Source organism: Gordonia sp. DT218 (assembly GCF_049847105.1).
Taxonomy (GTDB): domain Bacteria; phylum Actinomycetota; class Actinomycetes; order Mycobacteriales; family Mycobacteriaceae; genus Gordonia.
The window spans coordinates 1,090,144-1,113,058 of record NZ_JBNCNS010000001.1; the positions used below are offsets into that span (position 1 = coordinate 1,090,144).

The 22,915-nt window shown below is 63.4% G+C and carries 23 protein-coding genes; 12 read left to right on the forward strand and 11 right to left on the reverse strand.

The genetic code is table 11. The annotated features are described in order from the left end of the window. Positions 1-397 precede the first annotated feature (397 nt). The 3 genes from dmpG to ACPXCG_RS05085 are packed head-to-tail and all read right to left on the reverse strand — an operon-like array spanning position 398 to position 3,256. Positions 398-1,432 carry a 4-hydroxy-2-oxovalerate aldolase gene (dmpG, locus tag ACPXCG_RS05075; protein WP_425789698.1) on the reverse strand — a complete coding sequence of 345 codons (1,035 nt, stop codon included), beginning with the start codon at positions 1,430-1,432 and terminating at the stop codon, positions 398-400. Next, positions 1,432-2,403, reverse strand: coding sequence for an acetaldehyde dehydrogenase (acetylating) (locus ACPXCG_RS05080; RefSeq protein ID WP_425789700.1), 972 nt, complete (start codon positions 2,401-2,403; stop codon positions 1,432-1,434). Before ACPXCG_RS05080 ends, dmpG begins: the two co-directional genes overlap by 1 nt. Further along, the gene (locus tag ACPXCG_RS05085) at positions 2,396-3,256 is read right to left on the reverse strand and encodes a 2-keto-4-pentenoate hydratase (RefSeq protein ID WP_425789702.1); all 861 of its coding nucleotides are present in this window, start codon (positions 3,254-3,256) and stop codon (positions 2,396-2,398) included. The genes ACPXCG_RS05080 and ACPXCG_RS05085 overlap by 8 nt, the downstream gene beginning before the upstream one ends. A gap of 103 nt (positions 3,257-3,359) precedes the next feature. Here ACPXCG_RS05085 and ACPXCG_RS05090 point away from each other — a divergent pair, with 103 nt between their 5' ends. After that, entirely contained in the window at positions 3,360-4,136 is a 777-nt protein-coding gene (locus tag ACPXCG_RS05090) for an IclR family transcriptional regulator (RefSeq protein WP_425789704.1), read from the forward strand. Positions 4,137-4,201: 65 nt separating this feature from the next. On the opposite strand, the gene ACPXCG_RS05095 is transcribed toward ACPXCG_RS05090, so the two are convergent. Next, positions 4,202-4,939 (reverse strand): SDR family NAD(P)-dependent oxidoreductase, encoded by a 738-nt coding sequence (locus ACPXCG_RS05095; RefSeq protein ID WP_425789706.1) that lies wholly within the window; start codon positions 4,937-4,939, stop codon positions 4,202-4,204. 194 nt (positions 4,940-5,133) lie between these two features. On the opposite strand from ACPXCG_RS05095, the gene ACPXCG_RS05100 reads away from it, so the two are divergent. After that, positions 5,134-6,075 carry an SDR family NAD(P)-dependent oxidoreductase gene (locus ACPXCG_RS05100; protein WP_425789708.1) on the forward strand — a complete coding sequence of 314 codons (942 nt, stop codon included), beginning with the start codon at positions 5,134-5,136 and terminating at the stop codon, positions 6,073-6,075. An 80-nt stretch (positions 6,076-6,155) separates the two neighbouring features. Here ACPXCG_RS05100 and ACPXCG_RS05105 read toward each other — a convergent pair whose 3' ends face one another. Beyond that, a complete protein-coding gene (locus ACPXCG_RS05105; RefSeq protein WP_425789710.1) occupies positions 6,156-6,848 on the reverse strand; it encodes a TetR/AcrR family transcriptional regulator in 693 nt (230 codons plus the stop codon). 98 nt (positions 6,849-6,946) lie between these two features. Continuing rightward, positions 6,947-7,990, reverse strand: a complete 1,044-nt coding sequence (locus ACPXCG_RS05110) for a cyclase family protein (protein ID WP_425789712.1) — start codon at positions 7,988-7,990, stop codon at positions 6,947-6,949. A gap of 217 nt (positions 7,991-8,207) precedes the next feature. Between ACPXCG_RS05110 and ACPXCG_RS05115 the strand changes: the two genes are divergently transcribed. After that, on the forward strand, positions 8,208-8,603 hold the full coding sequence (locus ACPXCG_RS05115) for a nuclear transport factor 2 family protein (RefSeq protein WP_425789713.1): 396 nt from the start codon (positions 8,208-8,210) through the stop codon (positions 8,601-8,603). Positions 8,604-8,635: 32 nt separating this feature from the next. Continuing rightward, entirely contained in the window at positions 8,636-9,040 is a 405-nt protein-coding gene (locus ACPXCG_RS05120; RefSeq protein ID WP_425789714.1) for a nuclear transport factor 2 family protein, read from the forward strand. Between the two features lie 83 nt (positions 9,041-9,123). Here ACPXCG_RS05120 and ACPXCG_RS05125 read toward each other — a convergent pair whose 3' ends face one another. Continuing rightward, positions 9,124-10,749: a flavin-containing monooxygenase gene (locus ACPXCG_RS05125; RefSeq protein ID WP_425789716.1), complete on the reverse strand. Its 1,626-nt coding sequence runs from the start codon at positions 10,747-10,749 to the stop codon at positions 9,124-9,126. Positions 10,750-10,949: 200 nt separating this feature from the next. On the opposite strand from ACPXCG_RS05125, the gene ACPXCG_RS05130 reads away from it, so the two are divergent. Further along, positions 10,950-11,369 carry a carboxymuconolactone decarboxylase family protein gene (locus ACPXCG_RS05130; protein ID WP_425789718.1) on the forward strand — a complete coding sequence of 140 codons (420 nt, stop codon included), beginning with the start codon at positions 10,950-10,952 and terminating at the stop codon, positions 11,367-11,369. A gap of 35 nt (positions 11,370-11,404) precedes the next feature. Beyond that, entirely contained in the window at positions 11,405-12,145 is a 741-nt protein-coding gene (locus tag ACPXCG_RS05135; protein WP_425789720.1) for an SDR family NAD(P)-dependent oxidoreductase, read from the forward strand. Between the two features lie 258 nt (positions 12,146-12,403). On the opposite strand, the gene ACPXCG_RS05140 is transcribed toward ACPXCG_RS05135, so the two are convergent. Next, complete coding sequence (locus tag ACPXCG_RS05140) at positions 12,404-13,567, reverse strand: acyl-CoA dehydrogenase family protein (RefSeq protein ID WP_425789722.1); 1,164 nt, start codon at positions 13,565-13,567, stop codon at positions 12,404-12,406. Between the two features lie 144 nt (positions 13,568-13,711). Between ACPXCG_RS05140 and ACPXCG_RS05145 the strand changes: the two genes are divergently transcribed. From ACPXCG_RS05145 to ACPXCG_RS05170, 6 genes are all read left to right on the forward strand, one after another. After that, entirely contained in the window at positions 13,712-15,739 is a 2,028-nt protein-coding gene (locus ACPXCG_RS05145; protein ID WP_425789724.1) for an alpha-ketoacid dehydrogenase subunit alpha/beta, read from the forward strand. Next, a complete protein-coding gene (locus ACPXCG_RS05150) occupies positions 15,736-16,500 on the forward strand; it encodes an enoyl-CoA hydratase/isomerase family protein (RefSeq protein ID WP_425789726.1) in 765 nt (254 codons plus the stop codon). The genes ACPXCG_RS05145 and ACPXCG_RS05150 overlap by 4 nt, the downstream gene beginning before the upstream one ends. Positions 16,501-16,567: 67 nt before the next feature. Then, positions 16,568-17,242 carry a TetR/AcrR family transcriptional regulator gene (locus ACPXCG_RS05155; protein WP_425789728.1) on the forward strand — a complete coding sequence of 225 codons (675 nt, stop codon included), beginning with the start codon at positions 16,568-16,570 and terminating at the stop codon, positions 17,240-17,242. Between the two features lie 171 nt (positions 17,243-17,413). Then, entirely contained in the window at positions 17,414-18,163 is a 750-nt protein-coding gene (locus ACPXCG_RS05160) for an SDR family NAD(P)-dependent oxidoreductase (protein WP_425789729.1), read from the forward strand. Between the two features lie 31 nt (positions 18,164-18,194). Next, entirely contained in the window at positions 18,195-18,389 is a 195-nt protein-coding gene (locus tag ACPXCG_RS05165; RefSeq protein WP_425789731.1) for a DUF3263 domain-containing protein, read from the forward strand. Positions 18,390-18,418: 29 nt separating this feature from the next. Then, complete coding sequence (locus tag ACPXCG_RS05170) at positions 18,419-19,939, forward strand: long-chain-fatty-acid--CoA ligase (protein ID WP_425789733.1); 1,521 nt, start codon at positions 18,419-18,421, stop codon at positions 19,937-19,939. Positions 19,940-20,046: 107 nt separating this feature from the next. Here ACPXCG_RS05170 and ACPXCG_RS05175 read toward each other — a convergent pair whose 3' ends face one another. The 3 genes from ACPXCG_RS05175 to ACPXCG_RS05185 are packed head-to-tail and all read right to left on the reverse strand — an operon-like array spanning position 20,047 to position 22,748. Next, a complete protein-coding gene (locus ACPXCG_RS05175; protein WP_425789734.1) occupies positions 20,047-21,294 on the reverse strand; it encodes a cytochrome P450 in 1,248 nt (415 codons plus the stop codon). A 52-nt stretch (positions 21,295-21,346) separates the two neighbouring features. Beyond that, entirely contained in the window at positions 21,347-21,541 is a 195-nt protein-coding gene (locus tag ACPXCG_RS05180) for a ferredoxin (RefSeq protein ID WP_425789736.1), read from the reverse strand. A 25-nt stretch (positions 21,542-21,566) separates the two neighbouring features. Next, positions 21,567-22,748: an NAD(P)/FAD-dependent oxidoreductase gene (locus ACPXCG_RS05185; RefSeq protein ID WP_425789738.1), complete on the reverse strand. Its 1,182-nt coding sequence runs from the start codon at positions 22,746-22,748 to the stop codon at positions 21,567-21,569. Positions 22,749-22,915: the final 167 nt, after the last annotated feature.

Genomic DNA, 22,915 nt, shown 5'->3' on the forward strand with positions numbered 1-22,915 from the left:
CACGTCACCTACGCGATCATCCTCTGCAGTACGCCGAACCGCAGCCGGAGCGATCCAGTGGCAGTCCGCCACACCTTCCAGGGATCGTATCCGCTGCGTCCGATCGCTCCGAGGAAGGATTGCGCGTGCGATGTGGATGCTCGAGGGCGTCACATGAGTCCGCCGGAGAGGCATAGCCGTGATGTACTGCGCCGGATACGTCGAGAACACGCTGCACCCATCCTGCAGTGCGAACAACTTCGTTTCCATGACTATCGACGCTATCGGGCAGTCTGGACAATTACCCCGTCGGGATTCCATTGGCCAGAATGATATTGCGGACGGTGCACCGACGCATCGAGTCAGGACTCATCAGCCGTCTGCTGCTCCTCTCGCGTTCGGCGCGGGCGTGAGAAGGTCAATCGCGTTGGCGTTCCTTGTTCATTGTGAGAGCGATATCGATGATCATGTCTTCTTGCCCACCGACCAGTCGGCGGCGGCCGGCCTCCATCAGCAAGGTGCGTACGTCGATCCCGTAGCGTTCGCTGGCGGCCTCGGCATGGCGCAGGAAGCTCGAATAGACGCCTGCGTAACCGAGAGTGAGGGTTTCGCGGTCCACGCGGACCGGGCGGTCCTGCAGCGGGCGGACGAGATCATCGGCGGCATCCTGCAGTGCGAACACATCGCACCCGTGTTTCCACTCGAGCAGATCGGCCACTGCGATGAAGGCCTCGATGGGGCAGTTCCCGGCTCCGGCGCCGTGCCCGGCCAGGGAGGCGTCGACGCGGGTGACGCCGTTCTCGACCGCGACGACGGAGTTCGCCACCGACAGCGAGAGGTTCTCGTGCGCGTGGATACCGATCTCGGTGCGCTCGTCGAGGATGTCGCGATACGCCAGAACCCGATCGCGGACTCCGTTCATCGTCAGTCGACCGCCGGAATCCGTCACGTACACGCAGTGGGCGCCGTAGTCCTGCATGAGTTTGGCCTGGCCGGCGAGATCGGTCGGTGAGGACATGTGGCTCATCATCAGAAAGCCGGAGACGTCCATCCCGATCTCGCGTGCGGTGCCGATGTGCTGGGCCGACACGTCGGCTTCGGTGCAGTGTGTCGCGATCCGCACCGAGCGCACGCCCAGATCGTAGGCCCGCTTGAGATCCTCGACCGTACCGACACCAGGTAGCAGCAGGGTGGTCAGCCGTGCATGGGTGAGGTTGGCCGCGGCGGCCTCGATCCATTCCCAATCACTGTTGGAGCCCGGCCCGTAGTTGAGCGATCCGCCCGCCAGACCATCGCCGTGCGCGACCTCGATCGCATCGACACCGGCAGCGTCGAGAGCGGCGACGATCTTTCCGACGTCACGCGGCGTGATGCGATGGCGGACGGCGTGCATCCCGTCGCGCAGGGTGACGTCCTGGATGAAGATCGATGTCGGAGACAGCGTGGTGGTCATCAGACGGCTTCTTTCTGCTCATGCGAATGCTGAGCGATCCGCTCGGCCATCTGAAGCGCGGCCGAGGTCATGATGTCGAGGTTGCCGGCGTAGGCGGGCAGATAGTGTGCTGCGCCCTCCACTTCCAGGAAGACCGACACGGTATGTGTGGGCGCGGTGGTCGTGCCCGCGCCGACCAGTGTGTGGACGGGCTGATCAACCGGTATCGCGTCGATCTGGACCTCCTGCTTGAGGCGGTAGCCGGGAACGTAGGCGGCGACGTCGCCGACCATCTTGGTGACCGACGCGCGGATCTGGTCCTGGGTGTCCTGATCGGTTGCGGTGACCAAGCAGAACACGGTGTCGCGCATGATCAGTGGCGGCTCGGCAGGATTGAGGATGATGACGGCCTTGCCACGCTGCGCGCCACCGACGGATTCGATGGCGTGTGAGGTGGTCTCGGTGAACTCGTCGATGTTGGCACGGGTACCAGGGCCTGCCGACTTCGAGGAGATCGATGCGACGATCTCCGCGTAGGCCACCGGAGTCACGCGGGACACCGCCGCCACGATGGGAATGGTGGCCTGGCCGCCGCAGGTGACCATGTTGACGTTGGTGGCGCCGAGATGATCGTCGATGTTGACGGCCGGCACCACGAACGGGCCGATCGCCGCGGGGGTGAGATCGATCAGCCGTTTGCCCAGTGGCGCCAGCAATGAACTGTTGTGCTGATGGGCTTTGGCCGATGTCGCGTCGAACACGATGTCGATGTCGTCGAAGCCGGGCAGGTTGATCAGACCATCGACGCCTTCGTGCGTGGTGGGTACGCCCAGCCGGGCGGCCCGGGCCAAACCGTCGGAGTCGGGATCGATTCCGACCATCGCGGCCATCTCCAGGTGCTGCGAGGTACGCAACACCTTGATCATCAGGTCGGTGCCGATGTTGCCGGAGCCGATGATGGCCACCTTGGTCCGTGCTGTGTCGTTACTCATGCTCTGTGACCTCCAGGTCAGGGGTGAAGGATGCGGATACCTCGCCGAGTCCGCTGATGGTGACGGTGATCTGGGCGCCGGGATGTAACGGACGCATCGGTCCGAGGGCACCGGAAAGAATGATCTGTCCGGCCTCGAGCGGGGTGCCGAACTCGCGCGCTCGACGGGCGAGCCACGACAAGGCATTGAGCGGGTCTCCCAAGCAGTCGACACCGCCGCCGGAAGAGACCACCACCCCGTCGATGCTCATCGACATCGCCACGTCGACCGGTTCGAACTCCGTCAGCGACCGCCACCGGCTGCCGAGAACGAACACTCCACTCGACGCATTGTCGGCAACCGTGTCAGCAAATGATATGTCCCACTCGAGGATTCGACTGTCGACAACTTCGATGGCAGCGACAGCCTCGCCCACCGCTGCCCGGCACTGTGCGACATCAAGGCTGCCGGTGGCCAGATCCTCGACGAGGCGGAAGGCGACCTCGGCTTCCGCCTTGGGCTGCAGCAGCCGTCCCGTCGGGATTGTCGCTCCGTCGTTGAACACCATGTCGGAGAACAGGACTCCGAAATCTGGTTGATCGACACCGAGCTGCTCCTGCACCGCGGCGGACGTCGCGCCGATCTTGCGGCCGACCACGGTCCGCCGACCGTCGTCGAGCAATGCATTGAACTGTTCCTGGACCCGATAGGCGGCGGCCACATTGTCCGAGCCGATCAGGTCGCGCACCGCGGTACACGGCCGGCCGGTCCGCACCGCACCGGCAAGTCGTGCGGCCGCGCGGGCGATCACCTCGTCATCGATATTCGTAGCGGTTGCAACGCTGCTGTCGCCCTTGGCGGCGGTTGTGGACACTGGACTTCCTCCTTGCTCAGCGATTCACAGTGTGCGGGACAGACCTGCCGCCGAACAGTAAACTGTTCCGGTGAGTGGACCGCGATCTGACGTAGGAGTGATCATGCCCGAACGTTTGCTCGACGAGCGGTCGGTGCTCGGCCGTGTGATGCGCATATTGGATGCGTTCGGCAGCGACGGTCGCCCACTGGGGCTTTCCGAGTTGTCCCGGCGGACCGGTATCCCGAAGCCAACGGTGCACCGCATCGCCGGCGACCTCGTGGTCGCGCGCCTTCTGACCGCCTCGTCGGACGGGTTTCGCCTGGGCCGCGGGCTGTTCGAATTGGGGATGCGGGCCGCTGCGGAACGCTCCCTGCTCGAGGTCGCGGTGCCGTTCATGCAAGATCTTCTTGCGCGCACACAGGAGACGGTGCACCTAGGTGTCCTCGACGGCGATGAGGTGGTCTATATCAGCAAGCTCGGCGGGCACCGCCAGGCATCGGTCCCGTCGCGACTGGGTGGCCGAATGCCGTTGCACTGCACAGCCATCGGAAAGTCGCTGCTCGCCCATTCTGGCCAGGAGGCGATCGACAGTGTCCTGTCGAAGCCGTTGGAGCGCCGTACTCCGCACACCATTGTGGCCACCGGCCTGCTGCGCACCCAGCTCGAGCAGGTCGTCGAGCAGGGGGTGGCGTACGAGAACGAAGAGTCGACACGAGGCGTCGTCTGTATCGCCGCCCCGATATTGGGGGTCGACGGCACCCCGCTGGCGGCGATTTCCGCGACCGGCCCGGCAACGCGCTTTCGGCCGAGTGCGCACGCCACATCGGTGCGCGCCGCCGCGAGCGGAACCGCATCGATCCTGGCCCGTCGCGCGCAGTCACGGACTGCTGATTCGTGACCACCACCCAGGTCCGCCCGTACTCCGCACACTGCGGCACACGAACGTCCCCGACGAAGTGGCCTTCACATCAACGAGTAGCCCCCGTCCACGGTGATCGTCGTGCCCGTGACGAACGCTGACGCAGACGAGGCCAAGAACAGGTAGACGCCTGGTAGATCGGAATCCGACCCGAGTCGCTTGAGCGCACTGTGCCGGATCACTTCATCTCCGCGACTCCGGTCGTGATTCCACAACGCTCCCAGCCCCACGTCGAACCATCCGAGCGCCACCGCGTTGACAGTGATCGAGCGATGACCCAGTTCCTGGGCGAGGGTTTCGACCAAGGCGTGTATCGCACGCTTGGACGCCGCGTACGCCGACAGCCCCGACTTGGGTCGTTCCCCGAGAACAGAACTCGTGACGATGATGCGTCCACCATCGGATAGCACCCGCGAAGCCACTCGCGCTCCCAGGAACACTCCGGTGAGGTTGACATCGACAATTTCTCGCCAAACCTCGGTCGAGAGGGTCTGCGCGTCCGTGACTGCCGGCGAGATACCAGCATTGGCTACCCAGACGTCGATTCCCCCATATGCCTGCTCCCCCGCATCCGCGATCGCCTCGCCGAACTCCGCGTCCCGTACATCCCCGGCGACGATCACGGGCCTGCGGCCGAGGCCTCCGGCCACCTCATCGAGCGCAGACCTGGTTCGCCCCGCAAGCACGAGTTGTGCGCCGGCGTCGTCGAAGGCCCGGGCGAGGACGGCACCGAGGCCCCGGCCGGCACCCGTGATCACCACGCGCTTCCCCGTCACTTCCATCTTGGACACCACCCGATCCGTTCCACGAACTCAGTGCGGCACAAGGCCACTGCTCAACTTCCGCACACATCAAATCACATATTTCGACCGGTCGGTACATAAAATGAGGTATTCTCGGTCCGTCACCACAGAAGTGACGCGCCATTCGAGGCGGAACGCTGCCTCGCACACGATCCAGACCGAGAGGAAACACGATGACTGATCTGAGGTTCGACGGCAGGGTTGCCGTTGTCACCGGTGCGGGACGGGGGCTCGGCAGAGCTTATGCCCAACTATTGGCCGCTCGCGGTGCCCGCGTCGTCGTCAACGATCTCGGCTCGTCGATGGAGGGGACGGGTGCAGATGCCGGTCCCGCATCTCGAGTCGTGGATGAAATCGTCGACGCCGGCGGTACGGCCGTATCGGACATCAACGACATCTCCACCACCGCCGGCGCGGAGGCACTCGTCGATCGCGCTGTCTCCGAGTTCGGCAAGCTCGACATCCTGGTCAACAACGCCGGAATCGTGCGCTACGGCACACTGCCCGAACTCGACGTCGACCACGTGGCAAGTCATCTCGATGTACACCTACTCGGCTCCTTCAACACCATGCGAGCGGCGTGGCCGCACTTCGTCGAGCGGAGTTATGGACGAGTGGTCCATACGACGTCCAGTGGCATCTTCGGTCTCGAGAACAATCTTCCGTACGCGGCGGCCAAGGCAGGCACCATCGGCATGGCACGGAGCGCACGTCTCGCCGGCGAACCACACAACATCAAGGTCAATCTGATCGCGCCGGCCGCACAGACGCGCATGGCCGGTGGCGACCCGCTGGGCGAGCAACCCGAGCAGGCACACGAGGAATCGTTCATGCCGCCATCTGCGGTAGCGCCGATGGTCGCGGTGCTGAGCCACGAATCCTGCCCCGTCAGCGGCGAGATCTACGCAGCAGGCGCAGGACGCTTCGCCCGCGTCTTCATCGGGCACACACAGGGTTATCTGACCTCGGAGTCGGCAACGGCGGAGGATGTCGTAGCGCATTGGGACGAGATCAACGACGAGACCAGCTACTACGTACCGGTCGACCTGATGTCATGGTCAGGAACATTCCTCACCCACTTGTTCGCCCAGGATGCTGCGACAGCGCAAACGTGATCACCGCGCCATCGCCGTCGGCGGAGGTCGATCCCCGACTCCGCCGACGGCTCTTCGGCAATGACCGCATCGACGTGGTCTCAGTGATCGAGACCGCGTTCGCGGAGCACTCCGAGAACCGAACGGCCGAAGTCGATCTCCTGCTCGAGGTCGCCGGCAAGCTCCTCGCCGCCTGCCACACCGTGTAAGAAGAGACGGCAATAGAACCCGGCGAGATCTTCCACGACCAACTCCCTCCGCCCCACCCATTGATACGTGTAATTGTGCAGGTTGAGGAAGGCGAGGGTGGCCAACTCGAGGTCCTCGACGTCGAGATGTCCGAGGATGGCGCCATCTTGCAGAATCCTACGGACCTGCCCTTCGAATCGAGAACGCTTCTGTCGAAATAGTTCTCGACGTTCACCTTCCAGATGCCGATGGTCATGCAGGAACACGCGCACATAGTCGGGTCGGTGAATGATCTGCCTCAGCAGCGACTCAGAGATGAGCTGCAGACGTGCGGCGAAACCGAGGTCCAGCGCAACCACAGCCGAGCCTTCCACGAGCAACGGGTCGAGGACCTTGTCGTGGATTGCGCCCAGCAGTTCTTCCTTGGACCCGATGTAGTAGTACAGCGCGCCACGGGCCAATCCGGCGGCCTCGCCGATATCCGCGACGCCAGTGGCCGCATATCCATTGCGAGAGAACAACTCCACCGCGACCTCAACGATGTGCTGACGCTTCGCGTGGTACCGATCCGTCTTGTGTCGATCTCGCCGAGTCGCGGCCGGCATCAGGCTGTCCTTCCACTTCGTTCCTGCTCCGGTGGAAACAGGGCGGGTGCATGTGGATCGCGTCCATCTGCACCCGCCCTGCTGTCTTTGTGATCAGATCACACTGTGGCGATCGGCGTGAGGGGACATCCCATCACGCCGGGGAGGTTCAGCGGAGGAGCGGTCAGGAGGAACCGGCTGCGCTCATTCTCGTGCAGCCATTTCGCCAGGTCATTGAGGTACCACAGCTCACCAAGCGGAACCCCGAGCCGGAACAGGCACAGATTGTGAATCGGGAGAAGCGTATGCGGCTCGGCACTCTGCGGTGCCCAGCCCTCGACCGCGTAGTTGTCTGCGACGAGTGCCGAGATCTGGGAGTCGATGATCCACTGCAGAAGGTCGTCGTCGCTCGCGTCGAGATAGGCATGCATCGCCTGGATCTTCTCGGGATCGGGATTGCGCTCCCACTCGAGGATCTGGGTGGCAAAGCCGGTGTGGATGAGCAGCATGTCACCTGGCTCGACGACCACGTTGTCGGCGGCCATGATGTCCTTCAGGGTCGCCAAGTTGACCGGCTGCCAATCGTCACCCAGGTGACGGCGGACGTCGATCAGTACACCTCGCCCCTGCACACCGTGCTCTGCCATATGCTCCAGGCCGAGGTGCTTGTTGAAGCTGACGCTTCCGCTACCGTCGCCCTTGGCATCTTCCTGTGGACCGATGATGTGATCACCCGGCCGAAAACCGTTGTAATACACGGGCTCCGGCTCGCCGTCACCGTCCGCATCGAACAGCGCGCCTTGATGTGCCAGCGCGTCCCACTGCGTGGAGTACTGCAGCCAGAGGGTGACCTGATCGTCACCCCACACGTCGATGAGCGACGGATCGATCGTGTCTCGCGCGACCACGTTGAAGAAGGTGTCCTGGTTGTACTGAAGATCCTCGGTGGGCTTGAGGATCGGCGGATAGCGTCGCTGGTTCAGCGAAGTACCACCGGGGTAGTCCAAGGGGAGACTCAAGCTGAATGTCTCACCGGTCTTCACCTCACGGATACCCTGCAGCACCTTCTCGGGCGTGAGCAGATTGATCCTACCGAGCTCGTCGTCGTCGCCCCAGTCGCCCCAGGTCGAGTTCTCCGGGCGCTGCTTCCACCGTTTGGTCACAGTTCTCCTCCTCGTGTTCCACAGTCTCCGGTGACTGGTGTCACACACACTACGTTCTAATGTACCGACCGGTCAATTATTTGATTTGCTTCATATCGCAGCGGTGCCGACGAAATACCTTGCCAATTACCGACATTTCGCTCCCAGGTGCATCCCCAGCGGCATAGACTGATCGGTCGGAACAACTGATTCTCACTCATCTATCGAAAGGGTCGTCGTGATAACCCAAACTCACGCCGAGGTTGCCGCTGCAGTGCGGTCAGTCATCGGGACACATACCCAGGCACAGGACGCGGGCCGGACCGAGGAAGTCGCCGCGCTGTATGCGGACGAAGCAGTTCTCGAAGTACCTGGTGGCGACCCTATCGTCGGCCGGACTGCCATTCGCGAGGCCTTCGCGGGCTGGGCACCGACAACACCTCAGAAACATCTCGTCGGCAATACCTCGATCAGCGTCGACGGAGACACTGTTCGAGCGATCAGCGATGTCGTGTTCTTCCAGCGCACCGACGCAGGGTGGACCCCCCTCATCGTGGGCCGCTACGACGACGCATTCGCACTGGTCGACGGCGCTTGGCAGATCTCGCGTCGTTCCACCACCTACCAGATGTGACGTCGTAACCCCTACACACCGAAGGACCTGACATGAGCGATTCTTCCAACGCGGACACCATCTACGGTGTCCACAACACGATCGCCGAGTACGCGCACGCGCTCGACGACGGACGGGCCGACGACGTCGCCGCACTCTTCTGCGTCGACGGCGTATCGGAGATCAGCGCTGTCGGCCGGTACGAGGGCCGCGAGGAGATCCGCGCCGGCTACGCGGGGTTGGCACCGACCGCACCGCAGCGCCACCTGGTCTCCAATGTCGTCGTGACCCCGATCAGCGCCGGCGAAGCGCGCGCCTCGAGCGACTTCCTGTTCCTCGCACGGGGCGAGGCCGGCTGGGCAGCCGCGGTCGCCGGCCACTACGAGGATGATCTGCATCTCGACGAATCCGACGGCCGCTGGCGCTTCCACCGTCGCGCCACCTCATATGTGATGTGAGGGAACGTCTTCCAAGAAAGTTCAAGGGCCTCGCCGTTCGGCGAGGCCCTTGAACGTGCGGCCATCAGGTGACGAGGACCGGCTCAGGCATCCGACACCTTCTCGGCGGCATCCGACACGACAAACGTCGAAAATCCGCCGTCGACCGCTTCCTTGATGAGGGCCTGCAGATTGGGTCGGCCGGTCGGATTCAACAACTGCTTGACCGGCTTACCGGGAATGTTGGACCCATAGAAGTAACTGCTCTCCAGGAAAGAGGAGAGGTCGCCGCTACCGTCGATCGTGGCGGTCCACTGCTCCTCCGCCGCCGGATCCACCTCGACGACCTCACCCGCACCGCTCCGCACGTGCTCGAGTACGTCCATCACGAACTCGACCTGATCGCCGGCGTATCTCGGGTTGTTGCCCAATGCACCGTGAGGTCCTCCGGGAAAGAAGAAATTGGGGAACCCCGCTGCCGCGACACCCAGATAGGTACGCGGGCCGTCCTTCCAGTAGTCGTGCAGCTGCAGACCCTTGCGGCCCTGTACGCCGAGCCGGTTCAGAGCGCCGGTGCCGAAGTCGTATCCGGTCGCCCAGATGATGATGTCGAACTCGCGCTCCCCGTCGGCGGTCTCGACACCACTCGGGGTGAGGCGGGTGATCGGTGTCTCCCGCAGGGAGACCAGGTGGACGTTGGGCTTGTTGTATGCCTCGTAGTACCTGGTGCCGAACGGAGGGCGCCGCCCGGCGTAGAGGTGATCGGATGGAATGAGCTTGTCCGCCAGCGACTGATCGTCGATCAGCGCACGGATCTTGCCCTCGAGAAACACACAGAACTCCTTGTTGACCTCCGGATTGAAGGTCATGTCGATGTAGTTCTGCGTGAGCTTCGAGAACCCCGGCCGCTCCCACAACTGTTCGTAGAAGGCCAGACGCTGCTCCTTCGTGTCCTCGCTGGACTGACGGTAATCCATCTCGTGGAGGAACCCGCTCGGCGAGGTGTTCAGGACGTCGCGAATGGACTCGAAGTTCGCCTTCAACTCCGCCTGTTCCTCGGAGGTGATCGGAGCGTTGTTCAGCGGCGTGCACCAATCCGGCGTCCGCTGAAAGACGGTGAGCGACTCGACGGTGTCGGCGATCGCCGGGACGATCTGCACACCGCTCGAACCGGTACCGATCAAAGCGACGCGCTTACCTGCAAAGTCCACGGGCTCGTGCGGCCAGAGACCCGTGTGATGCTGTTCGCCCGTGAAATCGTCGCGTCCCGGAATGTCCGGGATGAAGGGTACCGAGAGAATTCCGGTGGCCGCCACCACGAATTGCGCTGTGCGCGAGCCGCCTTGACCATCGGTGATCTGCCACACTCCAGAGCTCTCATCGAAGGCCGCCGCGGTCACCTTGGTCGCGAACTCGATGTGTTTGCGGAGATCGAAGCGGTCGACGACGTAGTTGAAGTATCGCTCGATCTCGGGCTGGCCGGCGAACCGCTCGGACCACTCCCATTCCTCCCACAGTTCCTTCGAGAACAGGTAGCCGTAGGTGTAGCTCTCTGAGTCGAATCGGGCTTCGGGGTAGCGGTTCCAGTACCAGGTACCGCCCACACCGTCACCGGCCTCCAGCAGCCTCGCCGTGAACCCCGCCTCCAGCGCCCGATACAGCTGGTAGATACCGGTCACGCCGGCACCAATGATCACGACGTCGTACTCGGCACCGGGATTCTCGGTCATCTGTGTTCCCATCTCTGGACTCGCACGGCACACCCGCCGTCGAGGTTTGTTAGACCACTCAGTCGAACTATCCCCCTAGAGTAAGGTCTGCTGTGACATAGATCAACGCCTTTCGCCATATCAGGCCCCTCAGCGCCATCGGCCTGCTGATCCAGACGGCCAAGTCCTTGCTTGTACCGACCGATTGGTCTAATCTTCGGATGCGTTCAGCACAGCCCCGAATGGAGACGACATTGGCAACCGACGAGGACCTACGAGCGCGCGGACTCGACGCGATGCGACGAGCACTACCCGGAGTCTTCCCCGACGGTGACCTCGACTTGCGCGACGGCGGGATTGCCGACGACCTCCTCGAGATCGGACTCACCAGCGTGTGGGGAGCGCTGTGGGACCGTGAAGGCCTGAGTCCTCGCGACCGCAGTCTGGTGACACTCAGCATCCTGATCGCCCTGGGCGCTGAATCCGAGATGCGGACGCATTTCGCGATCGGGCGTACCAACGGACTCACCGACGACGAGATCTCCGAACTCATCTACCACGCAGCAGGTTACGCCGGATTCCCGGCCGCCACCGCGGCGCGCAACGCGGCCCGTACGGCCCTCGATTCATCGTCGTCGTAGCGCAATCACCACCAGCCGATCAAGGGAGATCAACGATGTCGCCGGAAAACAAGGTCGCTGTCGTGACCGGCGGAGGCCGAGGAATCGGTCAGGCGATTGCCACCGTCCTGGCCGCCAAGGGCGTCGATGTCGCGATCTGGGACCTCGACAAAGCGGGCGCCGACAACACGGTCACCACGATCCGCGAGAACGGTGGAACGGCAGTCGCTCTCGAGGTCGATATCGCTGACCGTGACTCGATCACGAAGGCGGCGAACCGAACCCGCACCGATCTGGGGCCGGTGAACATACTGGTCAACAATGCCGGAATCACCGCCTACGAGCCGTTCGCCACCATGACCGAGGATGCGTGGGACCGGATGATCCGGGTTAACCTCAAAGGCACCTTCATGGTCACTCAGGAGTTCGTCGCGGAGATGCTCGACGCCGGCAACGGACGGATCATCAACATCTCGTCGTCCTCCGCCCAGACCGGCGCCCCCGCGATGGCACATTACGCCGCCTCCAAAGGCGGGGTCATCGGCTTCACGAAGGCACTGGCGATGGAGTTCGCGGACAAGGGGATCACCGTGAACCATGTCCCGCCGGGCTTCGTCGACACCCCGCTCGTCCGGGAAGGTCCGGTCGACGTCGAACAGGTCGCGACGATGATGCCGATGAAACGCGCCGGACAACCGGCCGATGTCGCGCACGCAGTGGCCTACCTGGCCTCGGACGAGGCCGCTTACGTCACCGGTCAGACGTTGAGCGTCAACGGCGGACGCTACCTCTTCTGACGAGATCGCATTGACGCAGGGACCATCGGAGCGGTCGGCACTTCCGATGGGGACACCTCGTTCATACCGATGACCGGATGCGACCGCCACCACGAATCCCGAAGGCCCCTGGGCTGATTCCAGTCTGACAAACCGCATGGATTGGCCACGGGGACCAGGAGGCGGCGTGTTCATCGAATCGCAGGTCATCTCCCAGCGGGGTCGCCGCGATCACGACGACCCCGTCGATCCGCTCCTGCACGGCACATGAGTGGGAGGTCAGCCCCGTACGGTGCGCCGCAGTACCGACCGTGCGATCACGTTGCGTTGGATCTCGTTGGCACCCTCGCCGATCTCGAGTACCTTTGCGTCGGCATAGAATCGCGAGATCGTCGACTCCCGGATATACCCGTAGCCACCGTGCGCTTGAACGCTTGCGCTGGCTGCTCGGTTGGCCACCTCGGACGCATAGAGCTTCGCCATGGCCGCGGCTTCACTGAAGTCCTCACCGTTGTCGGCCAGCCACGCCGCCCGATACACCAGCATCCGCGCGGCTTCGACCTCGGTGGCCGTCGTGGCGATGCTGTGCTGGACGGCCTGGAAATCGCTCAGCTTCTTGCCGAACTGTTCTCGCTCTCGGACATGGCCGATCGCGAGCTCCAATGCCCGACTCGCAAGCGATAGCGACAGCGCCGCAACACTTATGCGACCGCCATCGAGAACGGCCAGAAACTGCCGTAGACCCTCCCCTTCCTCCCCGATCAGGTTCTCGGCGGGGATGAAACAGTCCTCGAAGATCAGTTCTCGGGTGTCCATGGCATGCCATCCGAGCTTGCGCAATTTGCGGCCGACGGTGAACCCTGGGGTTCCCGAGGGGACGAAGAATGTTCCGAATCGCTTGGGCCCCTCCGATCCACGCGATGTCGAGGCCAGCACCGTGACACCAAGGGTGATGTCTGTACCGGCATTGGTGATGAACATCTTGGTGCCGTTGAGCACCCACCCGCCGTCGGCCGGTCGTGCATGGGTCCGTACCGCGGCCGCATCCGAACCCGCCGACGGCTCGGTCAGGCCGAAGGCCCCGATCGCCTCGCCCCGGGCAAGGGGACGTAGCCATCGTTGCTTCTGCTCCTCGGTACCGTATGCAAGCAGAGGCAGTGACGCGATCGTCGAATGAGCGTTCCAGGCGGCCGCGAACGATTGGTCCGCGGCGCCGATCGCCTCCATCGCGGCGACATAGGCCATGTACCCGACGTCCGCACCCCCGTATTGCTCAGGAACGAGCAGGCCGGCCAGGTCCAGCCTGCCCAGTTTCAGGAACGTCTCGGAGGGGAATCGCTCCTCTTCTGACCACTCCTGCGCAAACGGCTCGATTTCCTTCTCGCCGAAATCGAGGCAGAGTTTTTGCAGTTGTCGCGCATCTTCGGGCAGCGAAAAGTCCATCGTCGTCCCTCTCTCGGCGGTATGACCAGCGGCGCCGCAGCCGCCCACTCAACCTTTAGTTTTTTCGACCAGTCGGTATAATATTGCTCTAGACGTCGACAACAGTCAACGCCGACGCGTCGATCGGAGAGTTGGAACACATCCATGACCACCGAAACATCGCCGGCCATCGGACGCCGAGCACTCACAGACGATCAGCAGATCGATCTGTACCGGCGGATGCAGACAATCCGCGAGTTCGAGCAGCGTGCATCAACCCTGTACCGGGACAGCAAGATTCCCGGGTTCCTGCACTTGTCCATCGGACAGGAGGCGACTGCTGTCGGTGCGTGCTGGCCGCTGTCGGACTCAGATGTCATCACCTCGACGCATCGCGGTCATGGTCATTGCATCGCCAAAGGCCTCGAGGTCGGCCCGATGTTCGCCGAGCTGATGGGCAAACAGACCGGCACCTGCAAGGGGCGGGGCGGCTCGATGCACATCGCCGATCCGCGCCGCGGCATCTTCGGCGCGAACGGGATCGTCGGGGCGGGACTGCCGATCGCAGTGGGCGCCGGAACCGCTGCCGCCCTCCGCCGCAACAAATCAGTGGTGGTCGCCTTTTTCGGGGACGGGGCAGTCGCGCAAGGAGTGTTCCACGAGTCCGTCAACCTGGCTGCGGTCTGGGATCTGCCGATCATCTTCTTCTGTGAGAACAACGGCTATGCCGAGTTCTCGCCGGCGTCCGATCAGCATCGGGCCGACCTGCGTGCGCGTGCTGCCGGTTACGGAGTCGAATATGCCGCCGTCGACGGAAACGACGTCCTCGCCGTCGTCGATCTCCAGCGACAACTGGTCGATGACATCCGCAACGGCACGTCGGGGCCAGTGATCGTGGACGCGTCGACATATCGGTGGCACGGGCACTACGAAGGGGATCCGCAAAAATACCGTGAGGCCGACGAGATCGCCGAATGGCAGCGACGCGACCCGATCGCCTTGCTGGGCGATCACCTGCGAGCCAGAGCACTCGGCGATCATGTCGACGCCATCGACGCAGAGGTCACCGAGAACACGGACAAGGCGGTCGCCGAGGCGACGAACGCCCCTTACCCCGACGACGACACTGTGATCGCGGACGTCTACGCACCCCGACCACCGGTGGCAGAGCCGACTCCGCCCGCCGGCGGTCAGGTGAAGATGATGCATGCGATAACGAATGCGCTCACCCGCGAACTCGAAGAGGACGACCGGGTGTTCGTCGCCGGCATCGACGTCGGTGCCGGTGGCAACGTCTTCGGCCTCACCCGCGGACTGGCGGAGCGTTTCCCGGGCCGCGTGCGCGACACGCCCATCTCCGAGAGCGCCATCATCGGCACCGCCGTCGGTGCCGCGATGGCCGGGATGAAACCCGTGGTGGAGATCATGTATCTGGATTTCATCGGCGTATGCCTCGACCAGATCATGAATCAGGCCGCCAAGATGCGATTCATGACCGGCGGCAACGCGTCACTGCCGCTGGTGATCCGCACCCAGTTCGCCGCCGGGAAGTCGTCGGGGAGTCAACACTCACAGAGCCTGGAGGCCCTGCTCGCCCACATCCCGGGGCTGACTGTGGTGATGCCATCGACCCCTGCCGATGCCTACGGCCTCCTGCGCAGCGCCATCGCCGACCCCAATCCGGTCATCGTGATCGAGAATCGGCTCTTATACGGGATGAAGGGCCCGGAGCCTGCGCCCGATCACCGCATTCCACTGGGCCGCGCCATTGTCCGCCGCTCCGGAAGCGATGTCACGATCGTCTCGTACTCGTCGTACGTCCACGATTGCCTCGCCGTCGCCGACCGCCTCGCGGGCCGGGGGATCGATGCGGAGGTCATCGACCTCCGGACGGTCTCACCTCTCGACTTCGACACGGTGCTGACTTCGTTGGAGAAGACCAACCGGCTCGTCGTGGTACATCAGGCGACCCGCGACTTCGGGGTGGGCGCGGAGCTTGCGGCTCGTGCAGTCAGCGAGGGCTTCTGGTACCTCGACGCACCGGTGGAACGGGTCGCCTCGATGCAGTCACCCGCGCCCTACGCGCCCAACCTGGAGCAGCTCTGGCTGCCGTCGCATGACGAGATCGAGGCCGCTGTCGAGCGGGCGATGAACCCGGATCCGCTGGCGGCGGCGGCAACGAGCACCCGATGACCGGCGCCGACACGATGACCGACACCGTGACCCTCGAGATCGTCGACAGCGTCGCCCGTCTCACGTTGTCCCGGCCACCGGTGAACGCGCTGAACGCACACCTGATCTCCCAACTCGACGAAGCCGTTTCCGTCGTAGAGACGGCGCCGGGCGTGCATGTCCTGATCCTGACCGGGGCGGGGCGGTGTTTCGCGGCCGGCGCCGATCTCGATGAGATCGCCGGCCTTCCGGTCGGTGAGATGAGCTTGTGGAACCGGCGTCTGGAACGTGCGGTCGATCGCGTCGCGCGCCTACCCATACCGGTCATCGCGGCAGTGAACGGACACGCGTTGGGCGGTGGTTTCGAACTGGTCCTGGCCGCCGACTTCCGCTTCCTCTCGAATGCCGCGACGGTCGGACTACCCGAGGTGACGCTCGGCATCGTCCCCGGCGCAGGTGGCATGAGCCGTCTCACCCGTACGGTCGGCGCCATGCGCGCCAAGGAATTGCTGATGAGCGGGCGCAGCATACGGCCGGATGAGGCAGACGCACTCGGACTGGCCTGGCAAGCCGGGCCACAGGGTGCCCTCGCCGCTGCCGAGGACCTGGCCGAAGTACTGGCAACCGCTCCGCAACCCGCGATCCGCGCCGTGAAGGAATCGGTGGATCGTTCCACTGACAGTGCGTTGCAGGCCTCTCTGGCGGCCGACCGTGCGACGCTGACCACGGTCTTTGCCACTGATGAGGCCCGCGCCGGTATCGACGCGTTCCTCAAGCGATGATCACGTGGCACCCACATCGGTTGTCAGCCGCGATAATCTTGGACGACCGACTAGTCTGGAGTGAGACATGGGCAGACCACCAGGCCACAGCAAAGGCTACGAGGCCAAGAAGCAAGACATCATCGACACCGCGGCCGCCCTGTTCGCCAAGAACGGCTACGCCTCGACCGGGACCACCGAACTCGGCGAGGTCACCGGCCTTGCCAAGGGCGCGTTGTACTACTACATCAAGTCCAAGGAGAATCTTCTCGTAGAGATCCAGGACCGCGTCCTCGAGCCACTTCTCGAGGACACCCGCGCCGCCCAGTCCGTCGACATTTCTGCGGCCGCCCGGCTCCGGCTGATCTCCGAGATCCTGCTCGACATGATCTATGCCAGGCTCGATCACATCTGGGTATATGAGCACGACTACCGGCACCTCAGTGGTAAGAACCTGAAGAAGTTCCTCGCCCGACGCCATGAGTTCGAGATGATAATCGAGAGCATCATCGTGGAAGCGATGCGCGACGAGCAGTTCCTGCACTCGGATCCCCACCTCGCGATGTTGCAGTATTTCAACCTCCACAACCACACCTACCAGTGGCTCAAACCGGGAACCACGCGATGGAGTGCCGAAGAGCTGTCCAAAACCTACTGCCGCACGCTGTTCGGTGGTTTCGCGACAACCATCCTCGACATCGACGAGGTCGAGCGAGAGGTCGCGACGTACAACGAATCGGTACAGACCGCCATCGGCGCCTGACCCGAGGCGCCCCGGCCGGCTCCCCTGCCGCACGATCCGCGAAATCCAGCTGCCGAGAATCTCCGAATCGCTCGACTAGAGGTCCCTCACCGATTAGACTTTTTTGTACCGACTGGTCGAACTATTTCCGTCGCCCGGTCGCGCGATCAAAATGCGACTACGAGGGCGGCCATGGGCGAGCAACTGAGCGGCAAGACAGCAGTCATCACGGGAGCCGGGGGATCTCTGGGCGCAGCGATCGCGTCCCGCTTTGCCGATGAGGGGATCGCGAACCTCGTGCTCGTCGACGTGACCCGACAAGCAGCCGAAAGAACTCGCGGCGCCCTGCCGAGTTCCGTGAAATGCGAATGCATCTCGGTCGACGTCACCGACGGTGCGGCGGTCGAGGAAGCGGTTCGGGAAACCGTCGCGACCTTCGGTGCACTCGATGTGTACGTGAACACGGCAGGAATCGTTTCCCCCAACGCCCGCATCCACAATCTGGATTTCGACGATTGGGATCGCACCCTTGCCGTGAATCTGAACGGCACCTTCAACGGCATTCGCGCGGTTGCCCGGGTGCTCCGTAAGAAGGCACCGGTCTCGATCGTCAACATCGCGTCTGTGAGCGGCCTGACCGCGTGGCCGTACGCGTCCGCGTACTGCGTGTCCAAGGCCGGTGTGCTGCATCTGACGCGTGTCGCCGCCCTGGAGTACGCCAAAGAAGGTCTGCGGATCAACTCGGTGTCGCCGGGAACCTTCCCGACCGCGATTCACGCCGACATGCCAGAGCAGGTCCTTGCCGATCTGGACGCCAAGCACCCCATGGGGTTGGGCACACCGGGCGACATCGTCGGGGCCGTCACATTCTTGGCCGGCGACGAATCTCGTTGGATGACCGGGCAGACGATCGTCGTCGACGGCGGATATTCGCTCCCCTGAACCCGACCCGACCCTCCAGGAGGTCGTAACGATGACCAGCTCGACCGCTCCCAGGCTGCTCTTGTCGTCACGGGAGGCCGCTTATCTGTTGAGATTCGCTCATCGATGGGCGAGGTTCGGCGGACCACCCGACGACGAGATCTTTGTCGAGTTCGGTATGTCACGAGAGCGGTACCAGCAGACCCTGCGTGCTCTGGCGGACCGCGCCCGTTCCGATCTCACGTAACGTCGAATCCACGCACGACAAGGTAGGCCATGTACAACTTTGCATCCATCGTCGATCACAACGCCGAGGTCAGACCCGACGCGATCGCCGTCACGGAAGGAAGCCGGCGCGTCACCCACGCCGAACTTCGCGATCGGGTGAACGCGCTGGCGGCCGCCCTGTCGAACAACGGCATCCGCCGCGGACAGATCATCGCCGTGTTGATGTACAACCACATCGAGTATCTCGACATCATGTTGGCGGCCAACCGCCTCGGCGCATCGATAGTGCCGTTGAACTACCGTCTGTCACCACAAGAGTGGCAGTTCATCCTCGAGCATTCCGGTGCCGTGGGCATCCTCACCGAGCAGGAGTTCGCCGAGGCACTCGATGAACTCCGAAGCGACCTACCGAACATGACGCTGTGGGTCACGGTGGAGCAGCCCGCCGCGCCCGGTTGGGTCGGCTACCGTGAACTCGTCACACCGCACCACGGTATGCACAGCGAACTCGTCGCCGTGGAACCCGATGAACTGCAACGACTCATGTACACGTCGGGGACCACCTCACGGCCCAAGGGCGTTCAGATCTCACACGAGAACCTACTGTGGAAGAACTTCGCCCACATCCTCGAATTCGGACTCACCGAGAATGATTCGACGCTGATCTGCGGTCCCATGTATCACGTGGGCGGAATGGACCTGCCGGGGCTCGCGACCCTACATGCCGGCGGCACATTGCATATCGTGGTCAAGTTCGAAGCACACTCCGTACTCGCCGCAATCGAGTCGCTGCGGCCCACCGTCATGTGGCTCGCGCCCGCAATGATGAACGCGCTGTTGCAGGTGCCCGATGTCGACGGCCGCGACACCGCGTCCCTGCGCATCATCACCGGCGGCGGCGAGAAGATGCCGGAGCCTTTGTTCGAGTACATCAGCAAGGTTTTCCCGGCCACCTGGTTCGCCGATGCCTACGGTTTGACCGAGACTGTGTCCGGGGATTGTGTCAACGACGCGCGACACTCTCGGTCGAAGCTCGGTTCGGTCGGTCGTCCGATGCCGCACACCCAGATCCGAGTTGTTGCCGACGACGGGACCGTTGCCGGGGCCAACGAGCTCGGTGAGATCGTCATCAAGGGGCCGAAGGTGACTCGCGGATATTGGAAGGACCCCGAGACCACCTCGAAGTCGATTCGCGATGGCTGGTTCCATACTGGCGATGTCGGACGCATCGATGCCGACGGCTACCTGTTCATAGAGGACCGCAAGAAGGACATGATCGTGTCCGGCGGCGAGAACATCGCGACTCCAGAGGTGGAGCGCGTCCTCTACGAGAACGACGACGTCATAGAGGCCGCCGTGCTAGGTGTACCGCATCCGAAGTGGGGTGAGGTGCCCAAAGCATATGTGGTGTTACGCCAGGGTTCTCCGCTGACTGCCGAAGCCCTTCAGGATTTCGTTCGCGCGCGGCTCGCCAAGTACAAGGTTCCCGCCGAGGTCGTATTCATCGACGCCCTGCCAAGGACGCCGTCGGGCAAAGTCTTGAAACGTACACTGCGCGAATCGAACTGATAGCGTCGCTGTGTCCGTTGTGGTGACAAAAGCGCTAGAAAAGCGGTCGGGGACGAGATCTGATCTCGCCCCGACCGCTTTTCCGATCCCCCGGGTCGCCGGTGGCCCTACCAGGCCACCGGGAGCTCGTAGATGCCGTACGCCAGCGAATCACCCTTGAAGCGCAAGGATTCGAACGGTGCGGCGAGCCTCATGGTCGGTACCCGACGGAACAAGGTACCGAACACCACCTCCAGCTCGATACGCGCCAGCTGCTGGCCGATGCACTGATGGGGACCCCACCCGAACGCATGGTGGTGCCGCGCATCACGGGTGACGTCGAGCTTCTCCGGGTTCGGGAACGCCGTGGGATCGAAGTTGGCGGCGGGCAGCGGCGCGATGATGCCGTCTCCCGCACGGATCACCTCCCCCTCGAACTCGATGTCCTCCAAGGCAACCCGACGCTCCAGCAGATGCGGAATCGTCAGATAACGCAACAACTCCTCGACCGCGGCAGCCAACGGCTTACGCTCCGTCATATCGCGCACCAACGCAAGCTGATCCGGATTCTGCAGGAGCACGGCAGTTCCCAGGGTGATCATGTTGGCGCTCGTCTCGTGCCCGGCTATCAGCAGGATCATCCCCAACATCGAGGCCTCGGCGAGATCGAGGTCGCCGTTGGACACGCGCTGGGCAAGATCGGAGATGACATCCTCTTCGGGCTTCGCCATCTTGGTCTCGATGAGTTGGGTGACATAGCCCCCGAGTGCGCGCATCGCGACAGCATTCTCCTCCGGGGTCACCTCCCTCGCGTTTGCGACCTTGGCATGCTCCTGGAAGAAGTCGTGATCGCCGTATGGCACACCCAACAGCTCGCAGATCATCAAAGACGGCAACGGCAGCGACAGCGCCTCGACCAGGTCAACAGGGTTCGGGCCGGCAAGCATCGCGTCGATCAGATCGTCGGTCTGCTGCGCAATGGCCGGGCGGATCTTCTCCATTCGTCCACGAGTGAACGAGTTCGTGAGCATTCTTCGCAAGCGCGCGTGTTCCGGGCCGTCGGAGTCGAAGATGGTTTTGGGGCGCTCGTGGATGGTCTCCGCCTGCGCCTGAGTCGGGTGCGGGAAGCCCGGCAGATGATCGTTCGCACTGACGCGTGGGTCGGACATGATCGTGCGTTGCCCCGCATGCGACGTCACCAGCCACGGAGTACGGCCATCCCAGGTTCGCGCCCGTGACAGCACGACACCGTCTGCAAGCATTTCGCGGATCTCCGGAGCCGGCAGGAATGGGCATGTGGCGTCGCGAGGGGTGGGATAGACGGGTACATCGTCGGACTCCACCGGCAGTGTCACTCCATTTGTTCCTTCGGTCATGTTCATCTCCTTCGATCGGGCACGACGGTCCTCACGTGCGGAGGAGCGTGTTTCATTCTTCGACCACGATGGCCATGGCAGGACAGACCGCAGCGGCCTGGCGGACGTTCTCGGCCTCGTCCTCGGGCGGATCCTGAGCCAGCAGAAAGACGATCCCATCCTCGTCACGCTGATCGAACACGTCGGGCGCCGCCGCCACACATTGACCGGCCGCGACACATTTCACTTCGTCGATGATGACTTTCACTGATTCCTCCTGAACTGATGGACTGTTACGCGAACTGCGACTCGAGATCATCGACGATCTCCTGCCGACGAAGGCGGGTCTGCTTGGGCATGTTCCACCCCAGGACACCGGTCACGCGGTCATCGGTTCGATAGGTCGCGACGAATCTCCTCGTCGAAATGTCCCCTTCTACGATCTGCGCCGTGGCGCCGGCACCGACCGCCCCATGTACCTGGATCTTCGCGTCGAACTGGTCGGTCCAGAAGTAGGGGATCGGCTCGTAGTGATGCGCGATCCCAAGGATGTCGTCGGCGGCCACGGCGGCCTGATCGGTGGCGTTGGTGCGGTTCTCGAGCCTGAAGTGGCGGCGCATCGAATTGTGGTACCACCGGGACACATCGCCCACCGCGTAGATCGAATCTGCCGCCAAGCAGCTCGAGTTGCACACGATCCCGTTCTCGAGGGTGAGTCCGCTGCCGACCAACCACGCGGTGGCCGGTACGGAGCCGATGGACACCACGACCACCTCGGCGTCGAGGACCTCACCGGTCTCCAACCGGACCCCCGACACTGCATTTCCCTCGCGTACGAGCTCTGCGACGCCGACTCCGAGTCTCAGCCGCACGCCCTTCTCGGTGTGCACGTCGGCCAGCAACTGTGAAGCCATCGGGCCGATCTGCAGTGACATCGGGTGTGATTGCGGACCGGTCATGGTGACGTCGGCCCCCATCTTTCGAGCCGTCGCAGAGACCTCAGACCCCAGTACCCCCTCCCCCACCACGACGATCTTCGGCTGATCGAGAAGCCTGCGCCGTAGGTTCATCGAGTCCTCGAGGCTCCGCATGACGAAGACCCCGTCCAGACCAGCCTGCCCCGGGAGCTCGCGCGGGCGAACGCCCGTTGCCAGGACCACGGCGTCGGCACCGAACTCACGCCCTGACCGCGTGGTCACCCGCCGCTCAAGGACGTCGAGTGCCACCGCCTCCTCACCGAGGACGAACTCGGCGTCGAGTTTTCCGAGCATCTCCTCGCTCCGGAGCTGTGCACGGTCCGGGGTCCACACGCCCTCGAGGATCTGCTTGGAGAGCGGCGGGCGGTCGTACGGCATGTGCGGCTCGTCACCGATGACGGTGATACCGCCCGTGAACCCTTTGCGGCGCAACGCATCGACGGTCGACAGACCGGACGCGGACGCGCCGACGACGAGAACGCTCGCGACGGCCTTCATCGCACCCCCCGGTGAAATGGTGCCATCACGCGGCAGCGGATCGATTCCTTCACGCTGACTCCCGTCTCGAAGGAAGGTGAGGTCTACATCACAGAGTATATTAGACCAACTGGTCGGTACAAACAACAGCGGCGGGCCAGAACAGACCTCGAGCGCCTGCCTCGCGG